The sequence below is a fragment of the Gracilibacillus phocaeensis genome (assembly GCF_900626275.1).
Classification (GTDB): domain Bacteria; phylum Bacillota; class Bacilli; order Bacillales; family Amphibacillaceae; genus Gracilibacillus; species Gracilibacillus timonensis.
This window is the reverse complement of the sequence record NZ_LR131143.1, coordinates 72369-94629: the sequence shown is the minus strand read 5'-3', so window position 1 is coordinate 94629 and position 22261 is coordinate 72369. Positions and strand designations below refer to the sequence as shown.

Here is a 22261-nt window from a genome sequence, read left to right as displayed (position 1 = left end):
TGAAACTTTTTGGCTGGTTGATGGCTCTAATCATTAGAAAGGAGGTAGTGAATTGAAGGATATCAAACTCGTAAAGAAAGCAATCAAAGGAAACCAGAAAGCACTGGAACGGTTGCTGCGGCAAGAAAGTGACAAATTATACAAGACGGCCTTTCTCTACGTACATAATCAGCAGGATGCATTGGATATCCTACAAGAAACGACTTATAAGGCGCTTATTTCCATCGGACAATTAAAGCAACCTGCCTATTTCTCTACTTGGCTAACTAGGATTTTGATTCATACGGCATATGATGTCATAGACCAGCAGAAAAAGTTGATTTATGAAAGCGGTCATTTGGAGAATTTGTCGGTTGATTATCAAGAAGAATGGGAAGCTAAGTTGGATATACAGACGGCTATTGCCAGCTTAAACAAAGAATATCAGTCCGTTATCATTTTATTTTATTATCACGATTTACCGATTGAGCAGATCGCTAGCATACTGGAATGTCCGGAGAATACGATCAAAACCTACTTGCGGCGGGCAAGGATCGAGTTGAAAAAACGAATGGAAGGAGATGGATATGATGCAAAAAGATCATTTTTATAAAGAAATCGATCCCATGGATGTCCCTGAAAAAGAGGTATACCAAGCAATTCGACAAGGATTAGTACGGGGACGAGAAGAGGTCAAACGATCTCAATCAAAGTGGAGGTTGAAAATCGCTGGTAGTCTTTCTGTAGCGGTAATCATTATTTTTTTGTTAGCTGGTTTTGTTTTTGCTCCCATATCTTATGCCTTGTCTCATGTTCCGTTGCTGGGGATGGTGTATGACAAATTGGGGTTGCAAATTGGTTATCAATTGTTAGAAAGTGATCTTGTCACGGAGTTGAATCAATCTGCTAGTAGCAATGGTATCGATATGACGATAACTAGTGCCTATTATGATGAGAATATCGTCGGGTTAACCTTTCGAGCAGAAGGTGATCGCGTTAAACTAGGGGGAAGTGAAGCAGAAACAGATTACAGCTACCATATTTTTGATGAGTCAGACCAGAGTGAGTGGTCTGCCACTTTGACGCCTTTGCAGGAAACAACAGATGGCTATACGGGGGCAATTGAGTGGATGCCACCTGCCGAAAGCTCAGCGTGGTCGAGCATACCCTTAACCTTTACCGATATAACGGGAGTTAAGGGGGAGTGGCATTTTGATGTGCCGCTGACTTATTATCCGTCAGAAGAGCTGACGATTGACTCATCCTATGAACTGGCTGAAGGCTATCGCTTAGACATGGAGATGATTGCCAATGGTAAGGTAACATCTACCTTTTATTATACGAGTATGGTCCCAAATGAAATGGATGAGGTGCGATTGACGGTCTTTGATGACAAAGGGGAACGATTCATGAAAGCCCTCGTCGAACCGCTAGCGACTGAGGTAGAAGGGGAGTCGATCAGGCAGGAAACACGAGAATTATTCCGCAGTGCGATTAGCGAAGAGGCCGCTTATTTAGAGATTCATCCTGTTATTGTGCAAGATGAAGTAGACACTGTTGTTTCTCTGGATCAAGCGTTGCCATTTACTGCAGAAAGCAACCGGTTTGATTATGGGATAATGATAAAGGATATTCAACAAAAAGAAAATACGTTAACGATGGATTATGAATTGGAGCAGGCAACGAATGTGAAAAGAGACTTCACCGATAATTTTGCACGATTTATTCAATTAATTCATCAAGATCATATGGTAACCGGAGAGAATGGTGAGATAGATAAACAGGAAACATTGGGCCATACGATTCTAAGTGAAGAGACGCGCTTAATAGAGAAGAACACACTGCATTATCGATCGACTTTCACTTTGCCAGATGAGGCCTATCAAGATTATCTAATAACCATTCCATTTGGTACATTGCAGTCAAATGCGGAACAGCAACATCTAGACCCAATTCGTATCGAGCTTCCTGAATAACAGATAAGAGCTATAAGATGATTCTTATGGCTCTTATTTGATCGATAATTAAGAAAATAATTGCGTTTTTACATCAGAATCAGTACACTACTAATGACAAGATATTTAATAAGAAATTAATAAAAATAAAAGGAGAGTGAAAGAAATGACTAATGGACAGTTACCAGAAGAAAAAAATAATGAAACAGGCAAAACATCGGGAGGCTTAGACCAGAACGTAGCAGGTTTGTTAACTTATTTAGCAGGTGCGATTACGGGAATCATTTTTTTAATTATTGAAAAAGAAAATCGCTTCGTTCGTTTTCATGCGATGCAGTCGATATTTGTTACTGTCGGTCTCTTTATTGTGTCGTTTGTACTTGGACTTATTCCGATACTTGGTTGGTTATTATTATTATTTATCGGACCGTTAACCCTTGTCTTGTGGATCGTATTGATGGTACAGGCGTATCAGGGGAAATATTTCAAACTGCCGTGGATTGGTGATATGGCAGAGAAACAAGTGGATAATATGAAATAAAAAAACACACCCTTTCGTGTGTTTTTTTCATTCATGAATCAACCACTGCTCACATAATATAGGATAAAGAAGAAAAGTAAAGAGGGTGCAGCAGTGATTACATGGTTATCCTTATTGATTTTATCCTTAGCAGCGTTTCGATTAACACGCTTGATTGTATATGATAAGATTACTGGATTTATTCGGGCGCCATTCTTTGAGGTGGAGGAAAAATGGCTCGACGATGGAACGGTAGAAGAGACAGTAACCTTTAAAGGGAGAGGGTTAAAGCGTTGGATTGGCGAGTTACTACGCTGTCATTGGTGTACAGGGATTTGGACAAGTTCTTTTTTATGTCTTGGTTTTTACGCCGCGCCCTCTATTTTTACCCCGATCATGCTTATTCTCGCGGTAGCAGGGGCCGCTGCTATCGTGGAGGTAGTTATATCCTATTTTATTTAACGTCCGTATCGTTTTTTCGATTTATCTTTTTTTATGTTGGAACTACCGCATCCACATGATTTCTTTGGTCTTGCCTTTTTGCGCTTGGTTACAGATGTTTGATTCATACCTTCCACTCCTTTATCTTAAATGAGAAGCCTTCACAGCTTATCTTATGAACGGGATAACGAAGAAGTGCGGGCAGTATCTAAGAGTGGGTAAATATGATATAATGGAACCCACTTATTTGGAATAAAGGAAGGTATACGCATGTGGGTAGTTATCTTAGTATCTGCAGCTTTTGTTATTCTGGTGCTGGTCTTATCCCTCTTAACCTTGAATAAAGGCTATGGATATAAGCATACAGTGGACCCCTTACCAGAAGAAGAAAAGCAGAAGGATGAGGAAAAAGAAAGTGACCGAGAAGAATAAAGGTCACTTTCTTTGTTTTTTCGATTCGAATAAGTTTGTCCACTCTTTTGATTTTCTATGTTTAAATTTGTAGAAGAAAAGGAATAGTACGGATAGGGTAAATAGTATAGAACAAATATGATGTTCAAATTAATAAAAAGGAGTGGATAGAGTGAGTAAAGTATTTTTTACTTCAAAAGCAACAGCAAAAGGCGGTCGTGACGGTTTCGCTAAATCGGATGATGGTATCATTGATGTGAATCTAGTCAACCCTGCTGGTGGTGAAAGTAAGGAGAAAGGCTCTAATCCAGAACAACTATTTGCGGCAGGTTATTCGGCATGTTATGATGGTGCCTTGAATCTGATGGCCTCCAATGCCAAGAAAGACATCGATTCTACGACATCCGCAGAAGTGAGCCTGATGCAAGATGAAGCAGACGATGGTTTTAAGATAGGGGTTGTCTTGAACGTGGAGATTAAAGGTGTTTCCCAAGCAGAAGCAGAAGATCTCGCTAACCAAGCGCATGAATTCTGCCCTTACTCAAAGGCAACTAGAGGAAATATCGATGTAGAATTAAACGTAACAACCGGTTAAGGATATAAATAACAAAAGGCGTGGGCATTTGCTCACGCCTTTTCACTGAGTATTCATAAGGAAAATCGGGCAAACGCTGCCCGGTCCTTTATCGATCACTCAAAGTAGTCATGGCTTGCTGATTTGCAGAATGTTAGTGCCCTGAGTTCTTCATCCTCACAGTCCAATTGATTGTAGCACTATTTCCCAGCGAAGAAAATAGGTGTAGACTCCATAGAGGTTCGCAGGCTAAGATTGTAACCTCTTGGGACTGCGGTTACTAACCCGGACGTTTTTTTATTGCCCTTTTATAAAAAACTAGCATTCACTCAAAATCTGAGCGAATGCTAGTTTTTTCCATAAACCATTAAAAGGCTTAACGATGTTTAAAATAATCACTGAATGCATGGAAAATTTCAATCCCTTGATACAACCATACACTCAAAGCAGCAGTGGAAAACAATCCAATCATAAAAATCCGAAACCACATCATGAGTTATTCCTCCTTCTTTTTTTGGCATGCTTATGAGGAATGTCTGCATGTGATCAGATAATTAGATTGATAAAAGACTGCCAGCAAATGACCATTGCCTAGTAGTAAAGAAGGAACGATACATACCAACAATATCAAGAATAATGTGTCATAGCTAACTGCTGTATTCGATAATAAGCTGGCATCCATGGCAGGATCACTATCATCTATTTGTTGATAATAGTAATCTGTGCTATCGGTTAGCTCTGCAGAAACCAAAGCCGTTCCTTCATGATGATCAGCTGTCAAATAGGGAGAAATAATAAACAATAAGCCAATGGCAATCATCCAATGTTTCATCCGTTTATCTCTCTCCTTCATATATTCCTAATTATGTCTATGATTATACGCCCTTTTTTGTGCAGGATAAAGTGGTTTGCTTGCAAGCTCACTCTTCCAAGACGTTTTTATTCCTGCTCGCTCCCAAACCAAAGCTTATCATGACGAGGGTCAGGATTGTAATCGTCACAATCGATGGCTTCCAGGAATGGGTGATATCAAACAGAAAACCGATGGCAATGGGACCAACGGCCGCTAATAAATATCCGAAGGACTGGGCCATGCCTGATAACTCGGCAGCCTGTTTAGCCGTTGTGGTCCGGAGTCCAAGCAGAGCCAGCGCTAAGCTGATGCTGGAGCCAAGCATAAGTCCAATTAAGGTAACTGCAATCGAGGTGCCAATCATACCTGGGTCAAAATAGAGAAGCGCATATCCAATTGCGCCGCAAAGGCCAAAGATGACGACCAATGGCTGTTGGTTAGGAATCCTACCTGCAATCACCGGTGTAAAAAACGTTGCCGGTAAACCAATAAACTGCATATAAGCGACATACCAACCTGCAGTAGAGGCACTATAGCCATGGGAAATGAGGATTTCCGCCAGCCAAGAAATGGTGACGTAAAATACAAATGATTGTAACCCCATAAATACGGTAACCTGCCAAGCGATTGGTGAACGCATCAATTTTCCGCGCTTTGGTTCCATTAATTGCTGTTCCTGTGTTTTGGAACGGAGCTTGATGACGATAGACCAGACAATGATCCCTGCGACAGTGAGTATACTCCAGCTAGTTAATGACCACTGCCATCCTAAGTCTAAGGACACCGTCAATGGTACACTTACACCAGATGCTGTAGCTGCAAACATGGACATCGAGGTCGTATATACGCCAGTCATCAATCCAACTTTTGCTGGGAAACTACTCTTAATTAGACTAGGTAACAGCACATTAATAATCGCAATACCTACCCCGATCAAGGCTGTTCCAATAAATAACAGCGCAATAAGGGAAGTCGATCGTATCCAAATCCCAACAAGTAATATTAGCAAACCATATAATAAGGCCTTTTCATTACTTGCTTTATTTGCAATTCTAGGTGCCAACGGGGACATAAAGGCAAAGGCTAACAAAGGCAGACTGGTCAGAAAACCAGCTAACCCGTTGCTGATGGCAAGATCTTCTCGGATAATCCCGATAATAGGCCCTACCCCAGTAATGGCTGGACGAAGGTTAAATGCTAATAAAATAATACCAGCAACCATCAAAATAGATAGGTAGCGTTTATTGGTTTGTGAAGAGGTTTCCATTTTTTTCACCTGATTTTCTTTGTATTTATTTCTGTCAGAGCCAATCATCTCGATTTCCAACAAGTTAGATCATGATATTTACCTAGGACATACAGAATATGTTAAACTATTTGGTAGTATTTTAGATGGATTTGCATTACAATAGAATAACATATAATAATGGTTAGAGGAAGTCTCAATCGGAAGAAAGAAGGTCAATTATGGAGAGCAAAGTATGGCAGGAGATCTTTTCATGGATACGAGCGATTTTGGTAGCACTATTGATTGTGCTGGTCTGTCGCTACTTCTTGATCACTCCGTCGATCGTCAAGGGAGAGTCGATGATGCCCAACTTGGAAGACGGGGATCGTATTATTTTAAGCAAAGTAAGCACGATTAATCGTTTTGATGAGGTAGCTTTTAAGGCTCCTGATTCAAAGGATAATTATGTGAAGCGAGTGATCGGTTTTGAAGGGGATACGATTTCCATGGAAAATGATCAACTCTATATTAATGGTGAACTACACGAAGAGCCTTATTTAGCAGAAACAAAAGCAGATTTACCAGATGAGGTACACTTAACCGGTAATTTCACTCTAGAAGACTTGACCGGGGAAAAAACAGTTCCTGAGGGAAAGGTGTTCGTGTTGGGAGATAATCGCCGTGTAAGTAAGGATAGTCGTGAATTTGGCTTCATTGATGAAGATGCCATTATTGGCGATGTTAAAATGAGGATTTGGCCGATTGAATCATTTGGTATTATTCCTTAACTTGACATCAAGTCTTATCCATGATTAAGTAAAAGTAACTTCATAATTGATATTCCGCTAGGGGTGCTGTGACAACAGCTGAGATAAGAATGTTTTCTTGATCCCTTAGAACCTGAACTGGTTAATACCAGCGTAGGGAAGTGGAGCAGGATGGTATATGGGATAAATATACCTTGTATTTGATGAATCAATGATACGAAAACCGCTCCGCTTTTATTAGTGGGGCGGTTTTTTTGCATGTCAATATGAGGTTATCATTTAAAAAACAGGAGGGAAACGAGATGACATTTAGTGAAGAATTACGAGCAGCAGCAGACGATATTTATCAAGGGATTTTCCAACATCCTTTTGTAGTGGGTATTGGAAAAGGGGATTTGCATAAGGAAGCGATTATCCACTATGTCAAGGCGGATTATGAATATCTTAATGCCTTTATCAATATCTATGGGATCGCGATCGCTAAGGGTGATACAAGAAAGGAAATGGCCTATTTCCATGAGAAGATCAGCTTTATCCTTCATAGTGAGATTCATCCGCATCACAACCTTTGTCAGGTGGCGGGAGTTCATTATGATGACTTACAAGGATACCCTTTACCACCATCTGCTCATCATTATGTTACGCATATGAAAAGTGTGGCGCAGCAAGGAAGTATGGGAGAACTAATCGCCGCATTGCTTCCTTGTCCATGGACTTATTTGGAGATCGGGCAGCATTTAAATGAGGTGTATCAGCCAACAGAAGATCACCCATTCTATGACTGGATTCAATTTTATGCCAATCCGGAAACAGGTTCCATTACCACCGAACTATGTCAACGTTTAGATGAGTGGGCGGAAGGGGTAAGGGAACAGGAGAAGGAAAAAGCGAAACAAGCCTTTATTAAAAGTTGTCAGTTAGAATATCTGTTTTGGGAAATGGCCTATCAAGTAGAGGAGTGGCCGTTTGCTTTAGAAGGGAGACCAACGAATGAGTAAAGTAGCTTCTGCATTAACCATAGCGGGTACCGATCCAACCGGGGGTGCTGGTATCCAGGCGGATCTAAAGAGCTTTCAAGAACGGGAAGTATATGGCATGAGTGTGATTACTTCTGTAGTAGCCCAAAATACGCTAGGTGTTCAAGAAGTACGGCATTTAGATGTGGATTTTATTGAAAAGCAGCTAGACATGGTATTAAACGATATTTCACCGCAAGCGATAAAAACAGGTATGATTGCAACGGTAGCGATGATGGAGCGAATTGCTCAAAAGATAGAGACTGCTGATAAGCCTTATGTTATAGATCCTGTCATGGTAGCCACCAGTGGAGATTCTTTAATGGATGAGGCTTCCAAACAAGTGATTCGTGACCAGCTTGTACCACTCGCGTCTGTTGTCACGCCGAATATTCCGGAGGCAGAGACGTTGGTAGATTTCAAAATAACGAATAGTCAAATGGCAGAAAAGGCAGCTAAGTTGATCGTGAAAGAGCTGGGTGCAGCAGCGACTGTTATTAAGGGCGGTCACTTAGCCGATGAACCAACGGATATCCTTTATGATGGCGTGTCTTTCGAGTATCTCAAGGCCAAGCGAGTGAATACGAAGCACACACATGGAACAGGATGCACGTTTTCGGCAGTAATTACGGCCGAATTGGCAAAAGGAAAATCGATTAAAGAAGCAGTACAGCTAGCCAAAGCATTTATTACGGATGCTATTCAATATCCATTAGAGCTTGGTAAGGGGAATGGTCCAACCAATCATTGGGGACACCGGTTGCAAGGATTACCTTATCAAAGAGAGGAGTTATCATGAAACACTTAATGGAACAAGTTCGTCAGGAACAGCCTCTTATTCATAATATAACTAACCAAGTCGTGATGAATTTTACAGCAAATGGTTTGTATGCTGTTGGCGCTGCACCGGTAATGGCGCATGCCAAGGAAGAAGTAGAAGAGATGGCCCAGCAGGCAAGCGCTCTTGTCTTAAATATTGGTACCCTGACACAAGAACAAGTGGATGCGATGATTTTGGCGGGGAAGGCGGCCAATAAAGCAGGAGTTCCCGTTGTATTTGATCCTGTTGGTGTAGGGGCAACCGCATTTCGCATGGCATCTGCTGAACGAATTTTACAAGAAGTGGATCTTGCCTGTATTCGCGGAAATGCTGGTGAGATAGCAAGCTTGGCTGGAGTAAAGACAGAAGTGAAGGGAGTAGAGGGTGCGCAAGATTTACCAATGAAAGAGATTGCGCAACAAGGTTTTGACCGTTTGCAGGTTCCATTAGTGATTACCGGTGCGCAAGATGTATTGATTAATCGAGAGCAGCTAATCGTCATTAGTAATGGGCACCCCTTATTAACCAAGATTACCGGTGCGGGATGTTTACTGACGGCTGTAGTAGCCGCTTTTATTACGGTGGAGGATGATTTATTAGAAGCGGCAGCAGCGGCGGTGAGCTATTACGGAATAGCAGCTGAAAAAGCGGCTGAACGAAGTAACCATCCTGGCAGTTTTCAAGTATCTTTCTTAAATGAGTTAAATCGTTTGAGTGTAGAGGATATCGTGAATAATCAACGAATAGAGCGAGGTACAAGTGGATGAGGCAAGAATTATTACAGGTTTATTTTATTATGGGCAGCAACAATACCACAGAAGACCCACTTCATGTGTTAGAACAGGCGCTGCAGGGTGGCATTACTATGTTTCAATTTCGTGAAAAAGGGCAAGAGGCACAAACAGGTGCAGTAAAGCAGCAGCTGGCTAGGGAAATGAAGGCCTTGTGCTATCGTTATCAGGTTCCTTTTATCGTGAATGATGAAATTGATCTTGCTTTGGAAATTGGCGCAGATGGGGTGCATGTCGGGCAGGATGATATGCCGATTCAAGAGGTACGAGCCCGAGTGCCAGGCGATTGGCTGATTGGGGTTTCCGCAACGAATGCAGCAGAGGCAGTACAGGCCAAACAAGATGGGGCTGACTATATCGGGGTGGGTCCTATCTATGCGACGAGTACGAAAGAAGATGCCAAACAGCCCATTGGTGAACATGGTGTGCGTGCGATCCGGGAACAAATTGGCGCGCTTCCGCTGGTGGCGATTGGCGGTATCCAACAGAGACACACATCTTCCTTGATCGAGGCTGGTGTTGACGGTGTTTCGATCATTACAGCGATTAGTCAAGCGACTGATCCCAAACAAGCAGCCGCTGCCTTTCGCGCCTCTTTTACAAAAGAGTAATCATTCGATCGAGCTTGTCTGTTTCTGATACACTATGGGAAAGAGGAGGTAAACAGATGCGATTAAAGGATAAAAAAGTGATAGCGTTAGTAGATGAGGAATTCGAGGATTTAGAACTATGGTATCCTGTTATGCGGCTTCGTGAAGAAGGAGCGGCTGTTGATTTAGTAGGGAAAGAAGCTGGCAAAACCTATATGGGTAAATATGGTGTGCCGGCACAATCCGACTTAGCCTTTACCGAGGTGGATGCTGAATCCTATGATGGTATTCTTGTACCGGGTGGCTGGGCACCGGATAAATTAAGGCGCTATCCTGAAGTGTTGCAAATGGTGCGTCATATGCATGAGACGAAGAAACCAATTGGTCAGATTTGTCATGCTGGCTGGGTACTGATATCAGCAGGAATTTTGCGTGGCGTCAAGGTCACCAGTACACCAGGGATTAAGGACGATATGACCAATGCAGGTGCTTTTTGGAAAGATGAAGCAGTAGTTGTTGATGGTCATATTATTTCCAGCCGTCGTCCACCTGATTTGCCACCATATGCTAAGGCATATGCCGACGTATTAGCCGGAGAATAAGCAAACCAGTGAAGGATCTTGCAGTCAGTTTCTGCAAGGTCCTGTTTTTCCTTTTACACTTTTTCAAGTATAATGAAAGAGATTAAAATGAAGAATGGAGAATCACAGTGGAAATACTATGGTGGCTGATTATCATTATTTGTTTTGTCTTGGCATTTGCCGGGATTATCTTTCCGATTATTCCGTCTGTTTTGGTGATGTGGGTCGGTTTTCTTGTTTACCAATTCACGCTGACTTCCGAGAATATCGGAACCATTTTTTGGATTGCGATGGCGATTTTAACCGTTATTCTAATTGCCTCGGATATTATTGCCAATAGTTATTTTGTCAAAAAGTATGGCGGCAGTAAGGCGGGAGAAAGAATAGCAGCCGTCGGGGTTATTGTTGGGTCGTTCATCGTGCCTCCTTTTGGTATTATTATCGTGCCATTTGCGTTAGTTATCATTACCGAACTTCTGCAAAAGAAGAGCCTGCCAGAAGCAAGCAAGGCAGCCTTTGGTTCCTTTATCGGCTTTTTGAGTGGTAACTTAGCGAAAATAGTGATTCAGCTTATGATGGTGATCTGGTTTTTTATCGTAGTGTAATGGGCAATGATCCACATCAAGTATAGAGTGGGGAGACCTCTCCACCCTATGAAGTTTTACATTTAGGATAGAGGTGCAAGAAATGAAGCGAGTATTATCGATTGCCGGTGCAGCAGCACATGGAAGCGCGGGGATTCAAGCCGATTTAAAAACTTTTCAAGAATGCGATGTGTACGGTATGGCAGCCATCACAGCAATCGTAGCCAATAATCCCCACACAGAAAAGGGTATATTTATTCAAGATAAAGAGGCAATCGCTGCCCAGTTTTACGTGGCAACAGAGAAGGTTGGAGTTGATGCTGTTAAGTTGGGTATGCTTTTTTCGACAGAGGTGATCGAACAGGTAAGTCGTTTATTGCGGGATATAAAGGTTCCTTATCTTGTTGTTGACCCAGTGATGATTGGTAAGATGGGTTCTCAGCTTTTGGCAGATGACGCGATTGAAGTGATTAAAGAGACGATTTTTCCGCAAGCTACTATTATTACGCCCAATCGTTTAGAGGCAGAGAAACTGCTAGGACGACCTATTTCTAACTCCTTGCCAGAGTTGAAGCAAGCTGTTATCGACCTATACAATTTTCAACCACAGTCTGTTTTATTAAAGGCCGGTATCATGGATGGGGAGGCGATCGATTTGTATTATGATGGCCAGTCCATTGAGTTGTTTCAGACCCCTGCTATTGATACGAAACATACGAGTGGGGCAGGTTGTACTTACGCTGCATGTCTAACGGCAGAATTAGCTAAGGGCACTCCGGTGCTTCAGGCTATTGAAATCAGTAAACAATTTGTCTATGCCGCGATTAAGCATGCTGTATCTTTTGGTGAGGGTGTGGGTTCTGTGCGACATGGAGCACTCCGACAAAAAGAATTTTGATAAAAATGAAACGTATAAATGCAGAGATTCGTATATTAATAGGAATAAGAGCTTGATAAAGACAATATCTTTTCAATATGGTATATTGTCATATAGGTTTCTTATCATAGAAGTATGGCAATTCTACATACATTATAAAAAAACAGTAAGGGAGTTGAAAGGATGAAACGAACGGTAGAGGTAGTGTTAACAGTAATTGGTGCCGTTGTTTATGCATTTGGTGCACTCTTTGGAGGATTATTTCGGATGATGGATAGTAATCCGGAGTTTATGGACGAGGCGATGCGCCAAGATCCACAATTGGAGGGGACTCAAGAAGAGGTTAATGCCGCGTTTGAGCTACTTGGTTCACTTGGTACTTTCTTGATTGTTGTCTCGATCATTGCCATTATTGCGGGTATTATCGCTTGTATCTTATACAAAGGAGATAACAAACCAAAGATTGCAAGTATTATTGTGCTTGTTATTGGTGTCATTTCTACATTAATTACATTTGGTTTGGGCATCTTTGCTGGTATTTTCTATGTAATCGCCGGTATCATGGGCTTAGTCCGTAAGCCGAAACCTGAAGTGAATATAGAACAGTATTAAGGAAGTGAAAATGCAGATGCGATAAAGGCAATCTGCATTTTTTTATAATAAGAGTAAGACGGAGTTGGTAGGGGGATAGGTGGAATTAAAATAAGTAGAAAATGGGAAGTTGCCGCTATTGAAGTTGTCGCTATCATGGTTGGAATGATTGTCTAATTGGTATTTTATTTCACGCTGGTGCTGCACGAAGGAATGGAAGCAGGCTACCCACAGAAAAATAATGAGTTATCACGTGGTATCGAGATTTTATTTATTGTAATCGGTGTAACGATTGGTAGTGTGCTGGTTGCTATCATCTCCAGCTTGATGTTTCGAAAAAACAAAAAGCCAATCGCTTCCAGTATCCTGCTCATTCTCTTTGCCATTATCTCCACCATGCTCACATATGGCACAGCTATTTTTGGAGGTATCTTCTATTTGATAGCTGGATTTATGGGAATAAAACGGAAAGCAGAAATAACACAGCCCCGTAGTGATTTCTTACGGATAAAAAATGATGCAATGGCGAAATGTTGTCCGTAAGAATGAATCTAACAGACAAAATTAAGTGCAATGGCGAAATGTTGTCCGTAAGAATGAATCTAACGGACAAAAATTAGTGCAATAGCGAAATGTTGTCCGTAAGAATGAATCTAACGGACAAAAATCAGTGCAATAGCGAAATGTTGTCCGTAAGAATGAATCTAACGGACAAAAATTAGTGCAATAGCGAAATGTTGTCCGTAAGAATGGATCTAACGGACAAAAATTAGTGCAATAGCGAAATATTGTCCGTAAGAATGAATCTAACGGACAAAAATTAGTGCAATAGCGAAATGTTGTCCGTAAGAATGGATCTAACGGACAAAAATTAGTGCAATAGCGAGATGTTGTCCGTAAGAATGGATCTAACAGACAAAAATTAGTGCAATGGCGAAATGTTGTCCGTAAGAATGGATCTCGCGGACTGGAGAGCGCAAATCCCGCTCCCGAGTCCATAAGAATCGCACCATCTTATTCACGAAACAATAAATCCATCCCACATCCCCATAATCTTTAACACCATCCTGCTTAGCATAACCATCATTTACTCTCGTCCGTTCCTACTGCTTTTTTTCTAAACTTGCGAATCAAGAAATATAGCATGCCTAAAACAATCACAAGTAAACCAATCACGGGTAGATTGCCGATAACAAAGATAAATACACCAGAAGCAAAAGATAACAGTGCTCCTACACTATTCATAAATTGTTCTTTCGTTTTATCCCAAGTGCTAGCCGATTCTTCTTGCACAGACGGTAACGAAACATTGCGTTCTGTTAAATGAAGATCAATCGTGGCATAGTCGGATTGGTTTTCCAGGTAATTCATTTGTCCCTTAAGCTGCTCGATTTCTTCTTGAACGGCAGCTAAATCATTGGATATCTGCAATAAATCCTCGGTTTTTTCTGCCTCTTCCATAAAAGATAATAAGCGTTCTTCGACTACCTCTTTGGAAGATAGACGTGCTTCTAGGTCAACATAGCTTTCCGTTACATCCTCACCGTTTACTGATTTATCCAGTATATGAACGCTTCCTTCTTCTATTGTTTCCATAAATGTTTCAAAGTCCGCTGCTGGGATACGCAAAGTCATCGTTGCCACACGGTTTTCCTCGCCGGATTGATTCGACAGGCTGGAATGCACTACATATCCCTGATACGATTCAGTCTCTTCCTCGACAAAACGAATGGCCTCATCGAATTGATTTGTTTCCAGACTCAAATTGGCGTGATAAATAATTTTACGCTCAGTCATTTCTTCAATGGGTCCTTCCGTTGGTTGTTCCTCCATCTCTTCCGTATCCGTGGCTTCTTCATTAGCGTCACTTGGTGATAATTCTTCTGCTCGATCAGCAGCGTTGTCCAAGGCTATTTCGTTATTTTCACTAATCGCTTCTTGCTCGCTAGTGTCTTCTTGATCTTGACTAGAACAAGCAGCTAATAACCCAATAAACAATAAAATAATTATACCTTTTTTCATATCATAGAAACCTCCCTTATAGGATCGTTAGTTATATAATAGACGTTCTCTTTACAAAAAGGTTACAATATTGCTGAATTTATTTTTATTCACCATTCTGTATAAAACAGCTATCACTGGAAAGGACGTTCAAAAAGTCGTAATATTTAAACAAGATATAGAATTTTTTTAATGAATTTAAGTTTAACACTTGAATTATTATACTTAATAGTGCATAATAATACATAATTACTAAAACGACTTATCGATGGATATGAAGGAGAGATTATTTCATGGCAAAAGAAAAAATAGTATTGGCGTATTCTGGGGGACTGGATACATCCGTAGCGATAAAATATTTACAAGATAAATATAATTATGATGTCATTGCAGTTGGCCTGGACGTTGGTGAAGGTAAAGATTTGGAGTTTGTCAAAAACAAAGCGATTGATGTCGGAGCGATAAAATCCTATTCGGTAGATGCGAAACAGCTTTTCGCCGAAGATTTTGTTCTGCCTGCTTTAAAAGCGAATGTAATGTATGAAAATAAATATCCGTTAGTATCAGCCTTATCCCGTCCGTTGATTGCCAAGGTATTAGTGGATATTGCAGAGAAAGAAGGTGCCGTAGCCGTTGCGCATGGTTGTACTGGAAAAGGTAATGACCAGGTGCGTTTTGATGTGGCCTTCCATTCTTTAAATCCAGAATTAATGATTGTGGCACCAGTGCGTGAATGGAAGATGACAAGAGATGAAGAGATCAACTATGCCAAAGAGCATGGCATTCCGATCCCGATTGATTTGGACAGCCCGTATAGTGTGGACCAGAACCTTTGGGGACGTGCTAATGAATGTGGCATACTAGAAGATCCATGGGCAGAGGCACCAGAGGATGCTTTTGAATTGACGGTATCTCCTCTTGAGGCACCTGACGAGCCAGAAACGATTGAAATTGAGTTTCAACAAGGTAAACCAGTTGCACTAAATGGTCAAACTTATCCATTACATGAGTTAATCTTGAAGTTAAATGATATTGCTGGTAAGCACGGTGTTGGCCGAATTGACCATGTTGAAAATCGTTTGGTTGGTATTAAATCACGTGAAATTTATGAGGCCCCTGCTGCGATCACCTTAATTAAGGCACATCAGGAGATTGAATCGATCACCTTGCCAAGAGAGGTAACGAAATTCAAGCCAGTCGTAGAGCAGCAATTAGAACAAGCGATTTATGACGGTCTATGGTTTACGCAATTAACAGACGCTTTAAAAGCATTTATTGAAGAAACACAGACATATGTCAATGGTGTAGCCAAGGTACAGTTATATAAAGGGCAGGCTTTTGTGACAGGACGTAAATCAGATAATTCCTTATATGATCTAGAACTGGCAACATACAGCCATGGTGATCAATTTGACCATGAAGCGGCCTTAGGATTTATCAAACTATGGGGCTTACCAACGAAAATGCATTCCACGATTAACAATGTACACGCCGATAAGGCAAAGATTATGGAAAAAACAAAAATTGATATGAAGGAATCTGTGAAGCAATGAAATTATGGGGCGGACGTTTTACCAAACCAACCAATGAATTAGTAGATGAATACACGGCTTCGATCGGCTTTGATCAAAAGTTGGCGCAGTATGATATTCAAGGCAGTTTGGCGCATGTAGAAATGCTGGCAAAATGCGAGATTATCTCACAAGCAGACGCCGAAACGATTAAGCAGGGGCTGGAGAAAGTCGCTAAGAAAATCGAAGCAGGTGAGGCGGAATTAAGCGAGATCAACGAAGATATTCATATGAATGTCGAGAAGCTGTTGACCGATGAAGTCGGTGCTGTTGGTGGTAAATTACACACTGGCAGAAGCCGGAATGACCAAGTGGCCTTAGATATGCGTTTATACTTGCGGGATTCTTTAGTAACACTGGTTGATCTATTGGCTGCCTTACAGCAGGCGCTGTTAAAACAAGCAAATGCCAATCTCGATACGATTCTGCCGGGGTACACACACCTGCAGCGGGCACAGCCTGTCTTGTTCGCCCACCATATGATGGCCTATGTATCGATGTTTGAACGTGATATCGAACGTTTGCGAGATAGTTTTAAGCGAGTGAATCGCTCTCCCCTTGGTGCGGGGGCACTAGCGGGGACTACCTTCCCGATCGACCGTCATTATGTGGCTGACAAGCTCCATTTTGATGGAGTCGTTGAGAACAGCCTGGACGCAGTAAGTGATCGTGACTTTGTCGTGGAATTCTTATCCAATGCTTCCTTAGTCATTATGCACTTATCTCGTCTTAGTGAAGAGTTTGTTCAGTGGTCCAGTGCCGAGTTCAAGTTTATTGAACTAGATGATGCCTTCTGTACGGGAAGCAGTATGATGCCGCAGAAAAAGAATCCGGATGTGGCTGAACTGGTAAGAGGCAAATCAGGCCGTGTCTATGGCAATCTTATCGGTATGCTGACAACACTAAAAGGCTTGCCGATTGCCTATAATAAAGATATGCAGGAAGACAAAGAAGGCATGTTCGATACCTTTGAAACAGTAAAAGGAGCGTTGGCGTTGTTCGCTCCGATGGTGGAAACGATGGAAGTAAAGAAAGACAATATGTATGCCGCCGTCGCAGAAGATTTCTCCAATGCTACCGATTTGGCAGATTATTTGGTCAACAAGGACCTGCCATTCCGTGAGGCCCATGCGGTGGTTGGACAAGTCGTCTTGCATTGTATTCAGGAAAATAAGTATCTATTAGATTTAAGTCTAGCCGATTTTAAAGGATTTTCTGACTATATTGAAGAAGATATCTACCACGTATTAGCGCCAGAAACCGTGGTGAACGCTCGTGATATCGTGGGCGGGACCGCCAAGAATCGAGTAGAAGATCAGATCAGCAATGCCGAGCAGCGGATAAGCGATACCCAGTCGTGGGTCAAGACCTATGAGGAAAAAGTGAACGTGCTGAAAAAAGCTTCTTCTTAGGGAAAAACGATAATTACTAGACAAAAAAGACAGTTCCAGATTAGCGGAGCTGTCTTTTTTCATCAAATAAAATTCCTATCTGTAAAAGATGTGATTTTCTGTACGATAATAATGATTCTTATCATTGTGTTGACCATCCATAAACTCTCCTCTTTCAGATTCCAGAAGATCAAAGAAATGAAGTGAAGCATAAAGGAAGTTTCTACTTTGACAGACTCCACAGTTCAGTAAAATGAAGCTAAAGTTATGTGCAAAGCAAAATTTCTCAAAAAAATTTGCTGAAATAAATGCATAAATATAAATTATATAGTATAATTATAAATATAGAAAAAAAGGGATGTTATTTTGCTAGTTAGGGGAGGAAATAGATCATGCAAACAACAAAAGGTTATCTTGTGTTAAATACAGGGGATGTATTAGAAGGTAAGTGGATCGGATCACCAATACACACCGAGGGTGAATTGGTGTTTAATACAGCGATGACAGGATACCAGGAAGTCATGACAGACCCTTCTTACGCAGGTCAAATCGTTACGATGACCTATCCATTGATCGGGAACTATGGCTGGAATGATATGGATTATGAAAGTATCAAGCCATCTTTAAAGGGGTTCCTTGTATCAACAATCAGTCAGAATCCAGAACATTATGAATCAACCCATACATTAATAAATATGCTGGAAGAATATCAGATTCCAGCCTTAGCAGAGATTGACACCCGGGCGTTAACACGTATTATTCGGGAGCATGGCGAGGTGTATGGTAAGATCACCTCTTATGTAAACGATCAGCCGGCCGTAACGGAAGTTGAATCCAATCTTGTTTCCACCGTATCGATTGCAGAAAAGGTAACGTATCACACGGGATTACCAGAGGCACCACATGTGGTCGTTATCGATTTTGGCTATAAGCATTCGATCGCCAAGTCATTAGTAAAACTAGGCTGCGACGTAACGGTTGTGCCATACCACACGTCATTTATTGAGATTCAATCGATCGATCCGGATGGGGTGCTATTATCCAATGGACCTGGTGATCCACAGGCACTTGTTCATCTGTCGTCGAACATTAAACAGATATCGGAAAACTTCCCGACCATGGGGATCTGCCTGGGTCATCAATTGATTGCCCTAGCACATGGTGCGACGACCAAGCGTTTACCATATGGTCATCGAGGAAGTAATCATCCGGTCAAGGATTTGCAGACAGGCAAGGTGATGATGACCTCACAGAATCATGGCTATGTCGTCGATGATACAACCGTGAATATCGAACAATGGGACGTATCCCATATTAATGTGAATGATCAATCCGTGGAAGGATTAAAACATAAAACCAAACCCTTGATGAGTGTTCAATTTCACCCGGAGGCACATCCAGGTCCGATTGACGCCCACCATTTATTCGTCGACTTTATCCAGCAGTACATTACCAAGGGAGAGAAACAGCATGCCTAAGAAAGAAGATATGAGAAAAGTACTTGTAATCGGCTCCGGTCCAATTATCATCGGGCAGGCCGCCGAATTTGATTATGCCGGCACACAGGCATGTTTAGCCTTAAAAGAAGAAGGGGTAGAAGTTGTCCTAGTCAACAACAATCCGGCAACGATTATGACGGATGAGAATATTGCCGACAAGGTATACTTAGAACCGCTTACTTGTGAGTCGATCACCAATATTATTGAAAAAGAACGACCGGATGGCATCTTGCCGACATTAGGAGGCCAGACAGGTTTAAATATGGCGATCTCATTAGGCGACGCCGGAGTATTAGAGAAGTATGGCGTCACCTTATTAGGGACCCCGCTGGAAACGATCCAGAAAGGGGAAGACAGAGAAATTTTTAAATCGATGATGAAAGAGATTAACGAACCTATCGCCGAAAGCTTATCTACGTCATCGATGGAGGAAGCTGTCAGCTTTGCTGAGCAAATCGGCTATCCCATTATCGTTCGTCCTGCTTATACACTTGGTGGGGCAGGGGGAGGCATCGCCAATGATGAATCTGAATTACGCACGATTGTAAAAAATGGTTTGCATTACAGCCCGATTGATCAAGTCCTGATTGAACAGAGTGTGAAGGGATGGAAGGAAATCGAATATGAAGTCATGCGTGATGACAATGATACTTGCATTATCGTTTGTAATATGGAAAACTTTGATCCAGTCGGTGTACACACCGGTGACAGTATTGTTGTGGCACCATCGCAGACATTGACGGATCGCCAGTATCAAATGTTACGAACCTCATCCGTAAAAGTTATTCAAGAACTTGGTGTGATAGGCGGATGCAACATTCAATTTGCCCTTAATCCAGAGAATGATGACTATATTATTATCGAGGTAAACCCGCGAGTGAGCCGTTCGAGTGCCCTAGCGTCGAAAGCAACGGGGTATCCAATTGCCCGTATTGCGGCCAAAGTGGCACTAGGCTATCGCTTGGATGAAGTACTTAATCCGATTACGGGTGACACTTATGCAAGCTTCGAGCCATCGATTGATTATATTGCAGCCAAGATTCCGCGCTGGCCTTTCGATAAATTCACGCAGGCCGATCGTCTCTTAGGAACGCAAATGAAAGCAACCGGTGAGGTTATGGCCTTGGCCCGTAACTTCCCCATGGCAATCAATAAGGCGATCCGCTCCTTAGAGATTGGCCTGGATTCCTTGCATTTACCAGGCATAGAAAAGCTGTCCGATCAAGCATTAGAACGGGCATTAGACCAAGCAACCGATCAGCGTCTGTTTATGGTAGCAGAGGCATTACGAAGAGGAATGAGCGTGGAACAGATCCATACGATTACGCTGATTAATAACTACTTTTTATATGAACTGGCCGCCATGATCGAGAAAGAACAGGCCATCAAGGAAAAACAATGGCAGCATATGACGGCAACAGATATCAAAGAAGCCAAGTCTTTTGGTATTTCTGACCAGACACTGGCAGATCTGCTTCAAGTAAATGTGCAGCAGATCCAGCAGAAGATCAAGGAAGAGCAGCTAGCCCCTTCCTATAAAATGGTGGATACTTGTGCGGCTGAGTTTTCAGCAGAAACCCCTTATTTCTACAGCACATGGAATGAGTATGATGAAGTAGAGCCGCTTAGCGGAGAAAAGCGAATGGTAGTGCTCGGTTCGGGTCCGATTCGGATTGGCCAAGGGGTGGAATTTGATTATTGTTCGGTACACGCAGCAAAATCCTTACAAGGTCAAGGCGTAGATGCCGTCGTGATTAATAACAACCCCGAGACGGTTAGTACCGATTTTAATACGGCAGATCACCTGTATTTTGAACCTTTGACGACAGAAGATGTCTTACATGTGGTGGAAAAAGAACAAGCAGAAGGAGTACTGGTTCAGTTTGGTGGACAAACTGCTATCAATCTGGCAGATGGACTGCAGAAGGCCGGTGTACCGATTGCCGGTACTGCATTATCGGCGATTGAAGCGGTAGAAGATCGTGACCTATTCTATCAATTATTGCAACAATTAAATATACCACATATTCCCGGAGATACGGTTACAGCAGTATCTGAAGCCAAGGCCGTTGCACGGCAAATCGGTTACCCTGTGTTAATGCGCCCTTCCTACGTTATTGGCGGACAAGGAATGGTGATCCTATATCATGAGGAACAGCTAAGCGCCTACTTGGAAGAATTACAATCTAATGCCCAAGGGCAGCGGATTTTTCCATTATTGATTGACCGTTATGTGGAAGGATATGAGGTGGAAATCGATGCCATTTGTGATGGGGAAGATGTTATCATACCCGGTATCTTTGAACATGTAGAAAAAGCCGGCATCCACTCCGGTGACAGTGTCGCTATTTTTCCAGCACCAAACTTGACGGTCAGCCATAAGAAACAAATTGAGCAGTATACGCAGGCTATTTCTAAAGAATTGGCTGTCAAAGGGATTATGAATATTCAATTCGTTTTGAGTGCCGATCGGGAAACGATGTATGTGTTGGAAGTCAATCCACGTGCTTCGCGTACGGTGCCCATCGCCAGTAAGGTGACAGGCGTGCCGATGGTCGATCTCGCTACTCGGGTACAAATGGGCGAAGCCTTAAACGAGCAGGAATGGAAGCTTGGCTTACATGAAGAAGTTCCTTTCTATGCCGTGAAAATGCCGGTATTCTCCTCGAATAAACTACCAGGCTTGGATCCCATCCTTGGACCAGAAATGAAATCAACAGGTGAAGCCATTGGTTTAGGCTCTACAGTAGATCAGGCAATGTCCAAGGCATTTGGTTGGAAAGAAGGCAGTTTGAAGCAAGTCACTAGTGAGGATGTCATTTTCTTATCATTGCAGCAACTGGATGAGAGCCTAGCTGTTCAGTTACAATCGATCGAAGCGGTATTGGAAACGGATCAAGCTACCTCTGTTTTATTAGCTGAAAAGGGCATCCAGCATCAGGTCATTTCGTTGGCCAACGCAGAACAGCATTGCCTCGACGAAAGCTATGCCTTGATTGCCGATACCCATCGTAACGGGGAAAGGGATGAGCATATGTTATTACGTGAAGCGGCTTTACGATCAGATACCCTGCATTTCACCGCCAATGATACGTTAACGGCATATCTTACAGCAACAAAGAAAACGTGGGAGACGCCAAATTCCATGCAAACGTATCGGAGCAACAAACCAGATTTGAATAAAAAGGAGCGGATAAAGTCGTGAGTTTTAAAGAACAATT

At 42.1% G+C, this 22261-nt stretch carries 23 protein-coding genes and 1 riboswitch; of the genes, 20 read left to right on the top strand and 3 right to left on the bottom strand.

Annotated elements, in window-relative coordinates:
• Positions 1-52: 52 nt before the first annotated feature.
• The 6 genes from E0E32_RS04995 (at position 53) to E0E32_RS04970 (ending at position 3901) form a co-directional block, all read left to right on the top strand.
• Positions 53-592: a sigma-70 family RNA polymerase sigma factor gene (locus E0E32_RS04995; protein ID WP_066187652.1), complete on the top strand. Its 540-nt coding sequence runs from the start codon at positions 53-55 to the stop codon at positions 590-592.
• Entirely contained in the window at positions 570-1955 is a 1386-nt protein-coding gene (locus E0E32_RS04990; RefSeq protein ID WP_165444962.1) for a DUF4179 domain-containing protein, read from the top strand. The genes E0E32_RS04995 and E0E32_RS04990 overlap by 23 nt, the downstream gene beginning before the upstream one ends.
• A 145-nt stretch (positions 1956-2100) precedes the next feature.
• The gene (locus tag E0E32_RS04985; protein WP_066187646.1) at positions 2101-2475 is read left to right on the top strand and encodes a DUF4870 domain-containing protein; all 375 of its coding nucleotides are present in this window, start codon (positions 2101-2103) and stop codon (positions 2473-2475) included.
• A 93-nt stretch (positions 2476-2568) separates the two neighbouring features.
• Positions 2569-2916 carry a DUF1360 domain-containing protein gene (locus E0E32_RS04980; RefSeq protein ID WP_066187645.1) on the top strand — a complete coding sequence of 116 codons (348 nt, stop codon included), beginning with the start codon at positions 2569-2571 and terminating at the stop codon, positions 2914-2916.
• Positions 2917-3165: 249 nt separating this feature from the next.
• Positions 3166-3327, top strand: a complete 162-nt coding sequence (gene ytzI / locus E0E32_RS04975; RefSeq protein WP_130859171.1) for a YtzI protein — start codon at positions 3166-3168, stop codon at positions 3325-3327.
• Positions 3328-3478: 151 nt separating this feature from the next.
• Entirely contained in the window at positions 3479-3901 is a 423-nt protein-coding gene (locus tag E0E32_RS04970; protein WP_066187642.1) for an organic hydroperoxide resistance protein, read from the top strand.
• A gap of 502 nt (positions 3902-4403) precedes the next feature.
• On the opposite strand, the gene E0E32_RS04965 is transcribed toward E0E32_RS04970, so the two are convergent.
• Both E0E32_RS04965 and E0E32_RS04960 read right to left on the bottom strand, forming a co-directional pair.
• A complete protein-coding gene (locus E0E32_RS04965) occupies positions 4404-4712 on the bottom strand; it encodes a hypothetical protein (protein WP_130859170.1) in 309 nt (102 codons plus the stop codon).
• An 88-nt stretch (positions 4713-4800) separates the two neighbouring features.
• Entirely contained in the window at positions 4801-6000 is a 1200-nt protein-coding gene (locus E0E32_RS04960) for a CynX/NimT family MFS transporter (RefSeq protein ID WP_130859169.1), read from the bottom strand.
• 200 nt (positions 6001-6200) lie between these two features.
• Between E0E32_RS04960 and lepB the strand changes: the two genes are divergently transcribed.
• The 10 genes from lepB (at position 6201) to E0E32_RS04910 (ending at position 13121) form a co-directional block, all read left to right on the top strand.
• Positions 6201-6749, top strand: a complete 549-nt coding sequence (lepB, locus tag E0E32_RS04955) for a signal peptidase I (protein WP_066187636.1) — start codon at positions 6201-6203, stop codon at positions 6747-6749.
• A 49-nt stretch (positions 6750-6798) separates the two neighbouring features.
• Positions 6799-6905, top strand: a riboswitch (TPP riboswitch).
• 125 nt (positions 6906-7030) lie between these two features.
• Positions 7031-7726 carry a thiaminase II gene (gene tenA, locus E0E32_RS04950; protein ID WP_066187633.1) on the top strand — a complete coding sequence of 232 codons (696 nt, stop codon included), beginning with the start codon at positions 7031-7033 and terminating at the stop codon, positions 7724-7726.
• Positions 7719-8543 (top strand): bifunctional hydroxymethylpyrimidine kinase/phosphomethylpyrimidine kinase, encoded by an 825-nt coding sequence (thiD, locus tag E0E32_RS04945; RefSeq protein ID WP_130859168.1) that lies wholly within the window; start codon positions 7719-7721, stop codon positions 8541-8543. The genes tenA and thiD (E0E32_RS04945) overlap by 8 nt, the downstream gene beginning before the upstream one ends.
• Complete coding sequence (thiM, locus tag E0E32_RS04940; protein WP_130859167.1) at positions 8540-9331, top strand: hydroxyethylthiazole kinase; 792 nt, start codon at positions 8540-8542, stop codon at positions 9329-9331. The genes thiD (E0E32_RS04945) and thiM overlap by 4 nt, the downstream gene beginning before the upstream one ends.
• Positions 9328-9966 carry a thiamine phosphate synthase gene (gene thiE / locus E0E32_RS04935; protein ID WP_066187624.1) on the top strand — a complete coding sequence of 213 codons (639 nt, stop codon included), beginning with the start codon at positions 9328-9330 and terminating at the stop codon, positions 9964-9966. Before thiM ends, thiE begins: the two co-directional genes overlap by 4 nt.
• 56 nt (positions 9967-10022) lie before the next feature.
• Complete coding sequence (locus E0E32_RS04930) at positions 10023-10547, top strand: type 1 glutamine amidotransferase domain-containing protein (RefSeq protein ID WP_066187621.1); 525 nt, start codon at positions 10023-10025, stop codon at positions 10545-10547.
• 107 nt (positions 10548-10654) lie between these two features.
• Complete coding sequence (locus tag E0E32_RS04925; RefSeq protein WP_130859166.1) at positions 10655-11131, top strand: DUF456 domain-containing protein; 477 nt, start codon at positions 10655-10657, stop codon at positions 11129-11131.
• 82 nt (positions 11132-11213) lie between these two features.
• Positions 11214-12008: a bifunctional hydroxymethylpyrimidine kinase/phosphomethylpyrimidine kinase gene (gene thiD / locus E0E32_RS04920; RefSeq protein WP_130859165.1), complete on the top strand. Its 795-nt coding sequence runs from the start codon at positions 11214-11216 to the stop codon at positions 12006-12008.
• 162 nt (positions 12009-12170) lie between these two features.
• Entirely contained in the window at positions 12171-12599 is a 429-nt protein-coding gene (locus E0E32_RS04915) for a DUF4064 domain-containing protein (RefSeq protein WP_130859164.1), read from the top strand.
• Positions 12600-12755: 156 nt separating this feature from the next.
• Positions 12756-13121, top strand: coding sequence for a hypothetical protein (locus E0E32_RS04910; RefSeq protein ID WP_130859163.1), 366 nt, complete (start codon positions 12756-12758; stop codon positions 13119-13121).
• Between the two features lie 540 nt (positions 13122-13661).
• Here E0E32_RS04910 and E0E32_RS04905 read toward each other — a convergent pair.
• On the bottom strand, positions 13662-14600 hold the full coding sequence (locus E0E32_RS04905) for a DUF4349 domain-containing protein (protein WP_130859162.1): 939 nt from the start codon (positions 14598-14600) through the stop codon (positions 13662-13664).
• A gap of 272 nt (positions 14601-14872) precedes the next feature.
• Between E0E32_RS04905 and E0E32_RS04900 the strand changes: the two genes are divergently transcribed.
• From E0E32_RS04900 to carB, 4 genes are all read left to right on the top strand, one after another.
• Positions 14873-16132, top strand: a complete 1260-nt coding sequence (locus E0E32_RS04900; RefSeq protein ID WP_130859161.1) for an argininosuccinate synthase — start codon at positions 14873-14875, stop codon at positions 16130-16132.
• On the top strand, positions 16129-17562 hold the full coding sequence (gene argH / locus E0E32_RS04895; protein ID WP_130859160.1) for an argininosuccinate lyase: 1434 nt from the start codon (positions 16129-16131) through the stop codon (positions 17560-17562). The genes E0E32_RS04900 and argH overlap by 4 nt, the downstream gene beginning before the upstream one ends.
• 371 nt (positions 17563-17933) lie before the next feature.
• Entirely contained in the window at positions 17934-19019 is a 1086-nt protein-coding gene (locus E0E32_RS04890; RefSeq protein ID WP_130859159.1) for a carbamoyl phosphate synthase small subunit, read from the top strand.
• Positions 19012-22245, top strand: a complete 3234-nt coding sequence (gene carB / locus E0E32_RS04885) for a carbamoyl-phosphate synthase (glutamine-hydrolyzing) large subunit (RefSeq protein ID WP_130859158.1) — start codon at positions 19012-19014, stop codon at positions 22243-22245. Before E0E32_RS04890 ends, carB begins: the two co-directional genes overlap by 8 nt.
• Positions 22246-22261: the final 16 nt, after the last annotated feature.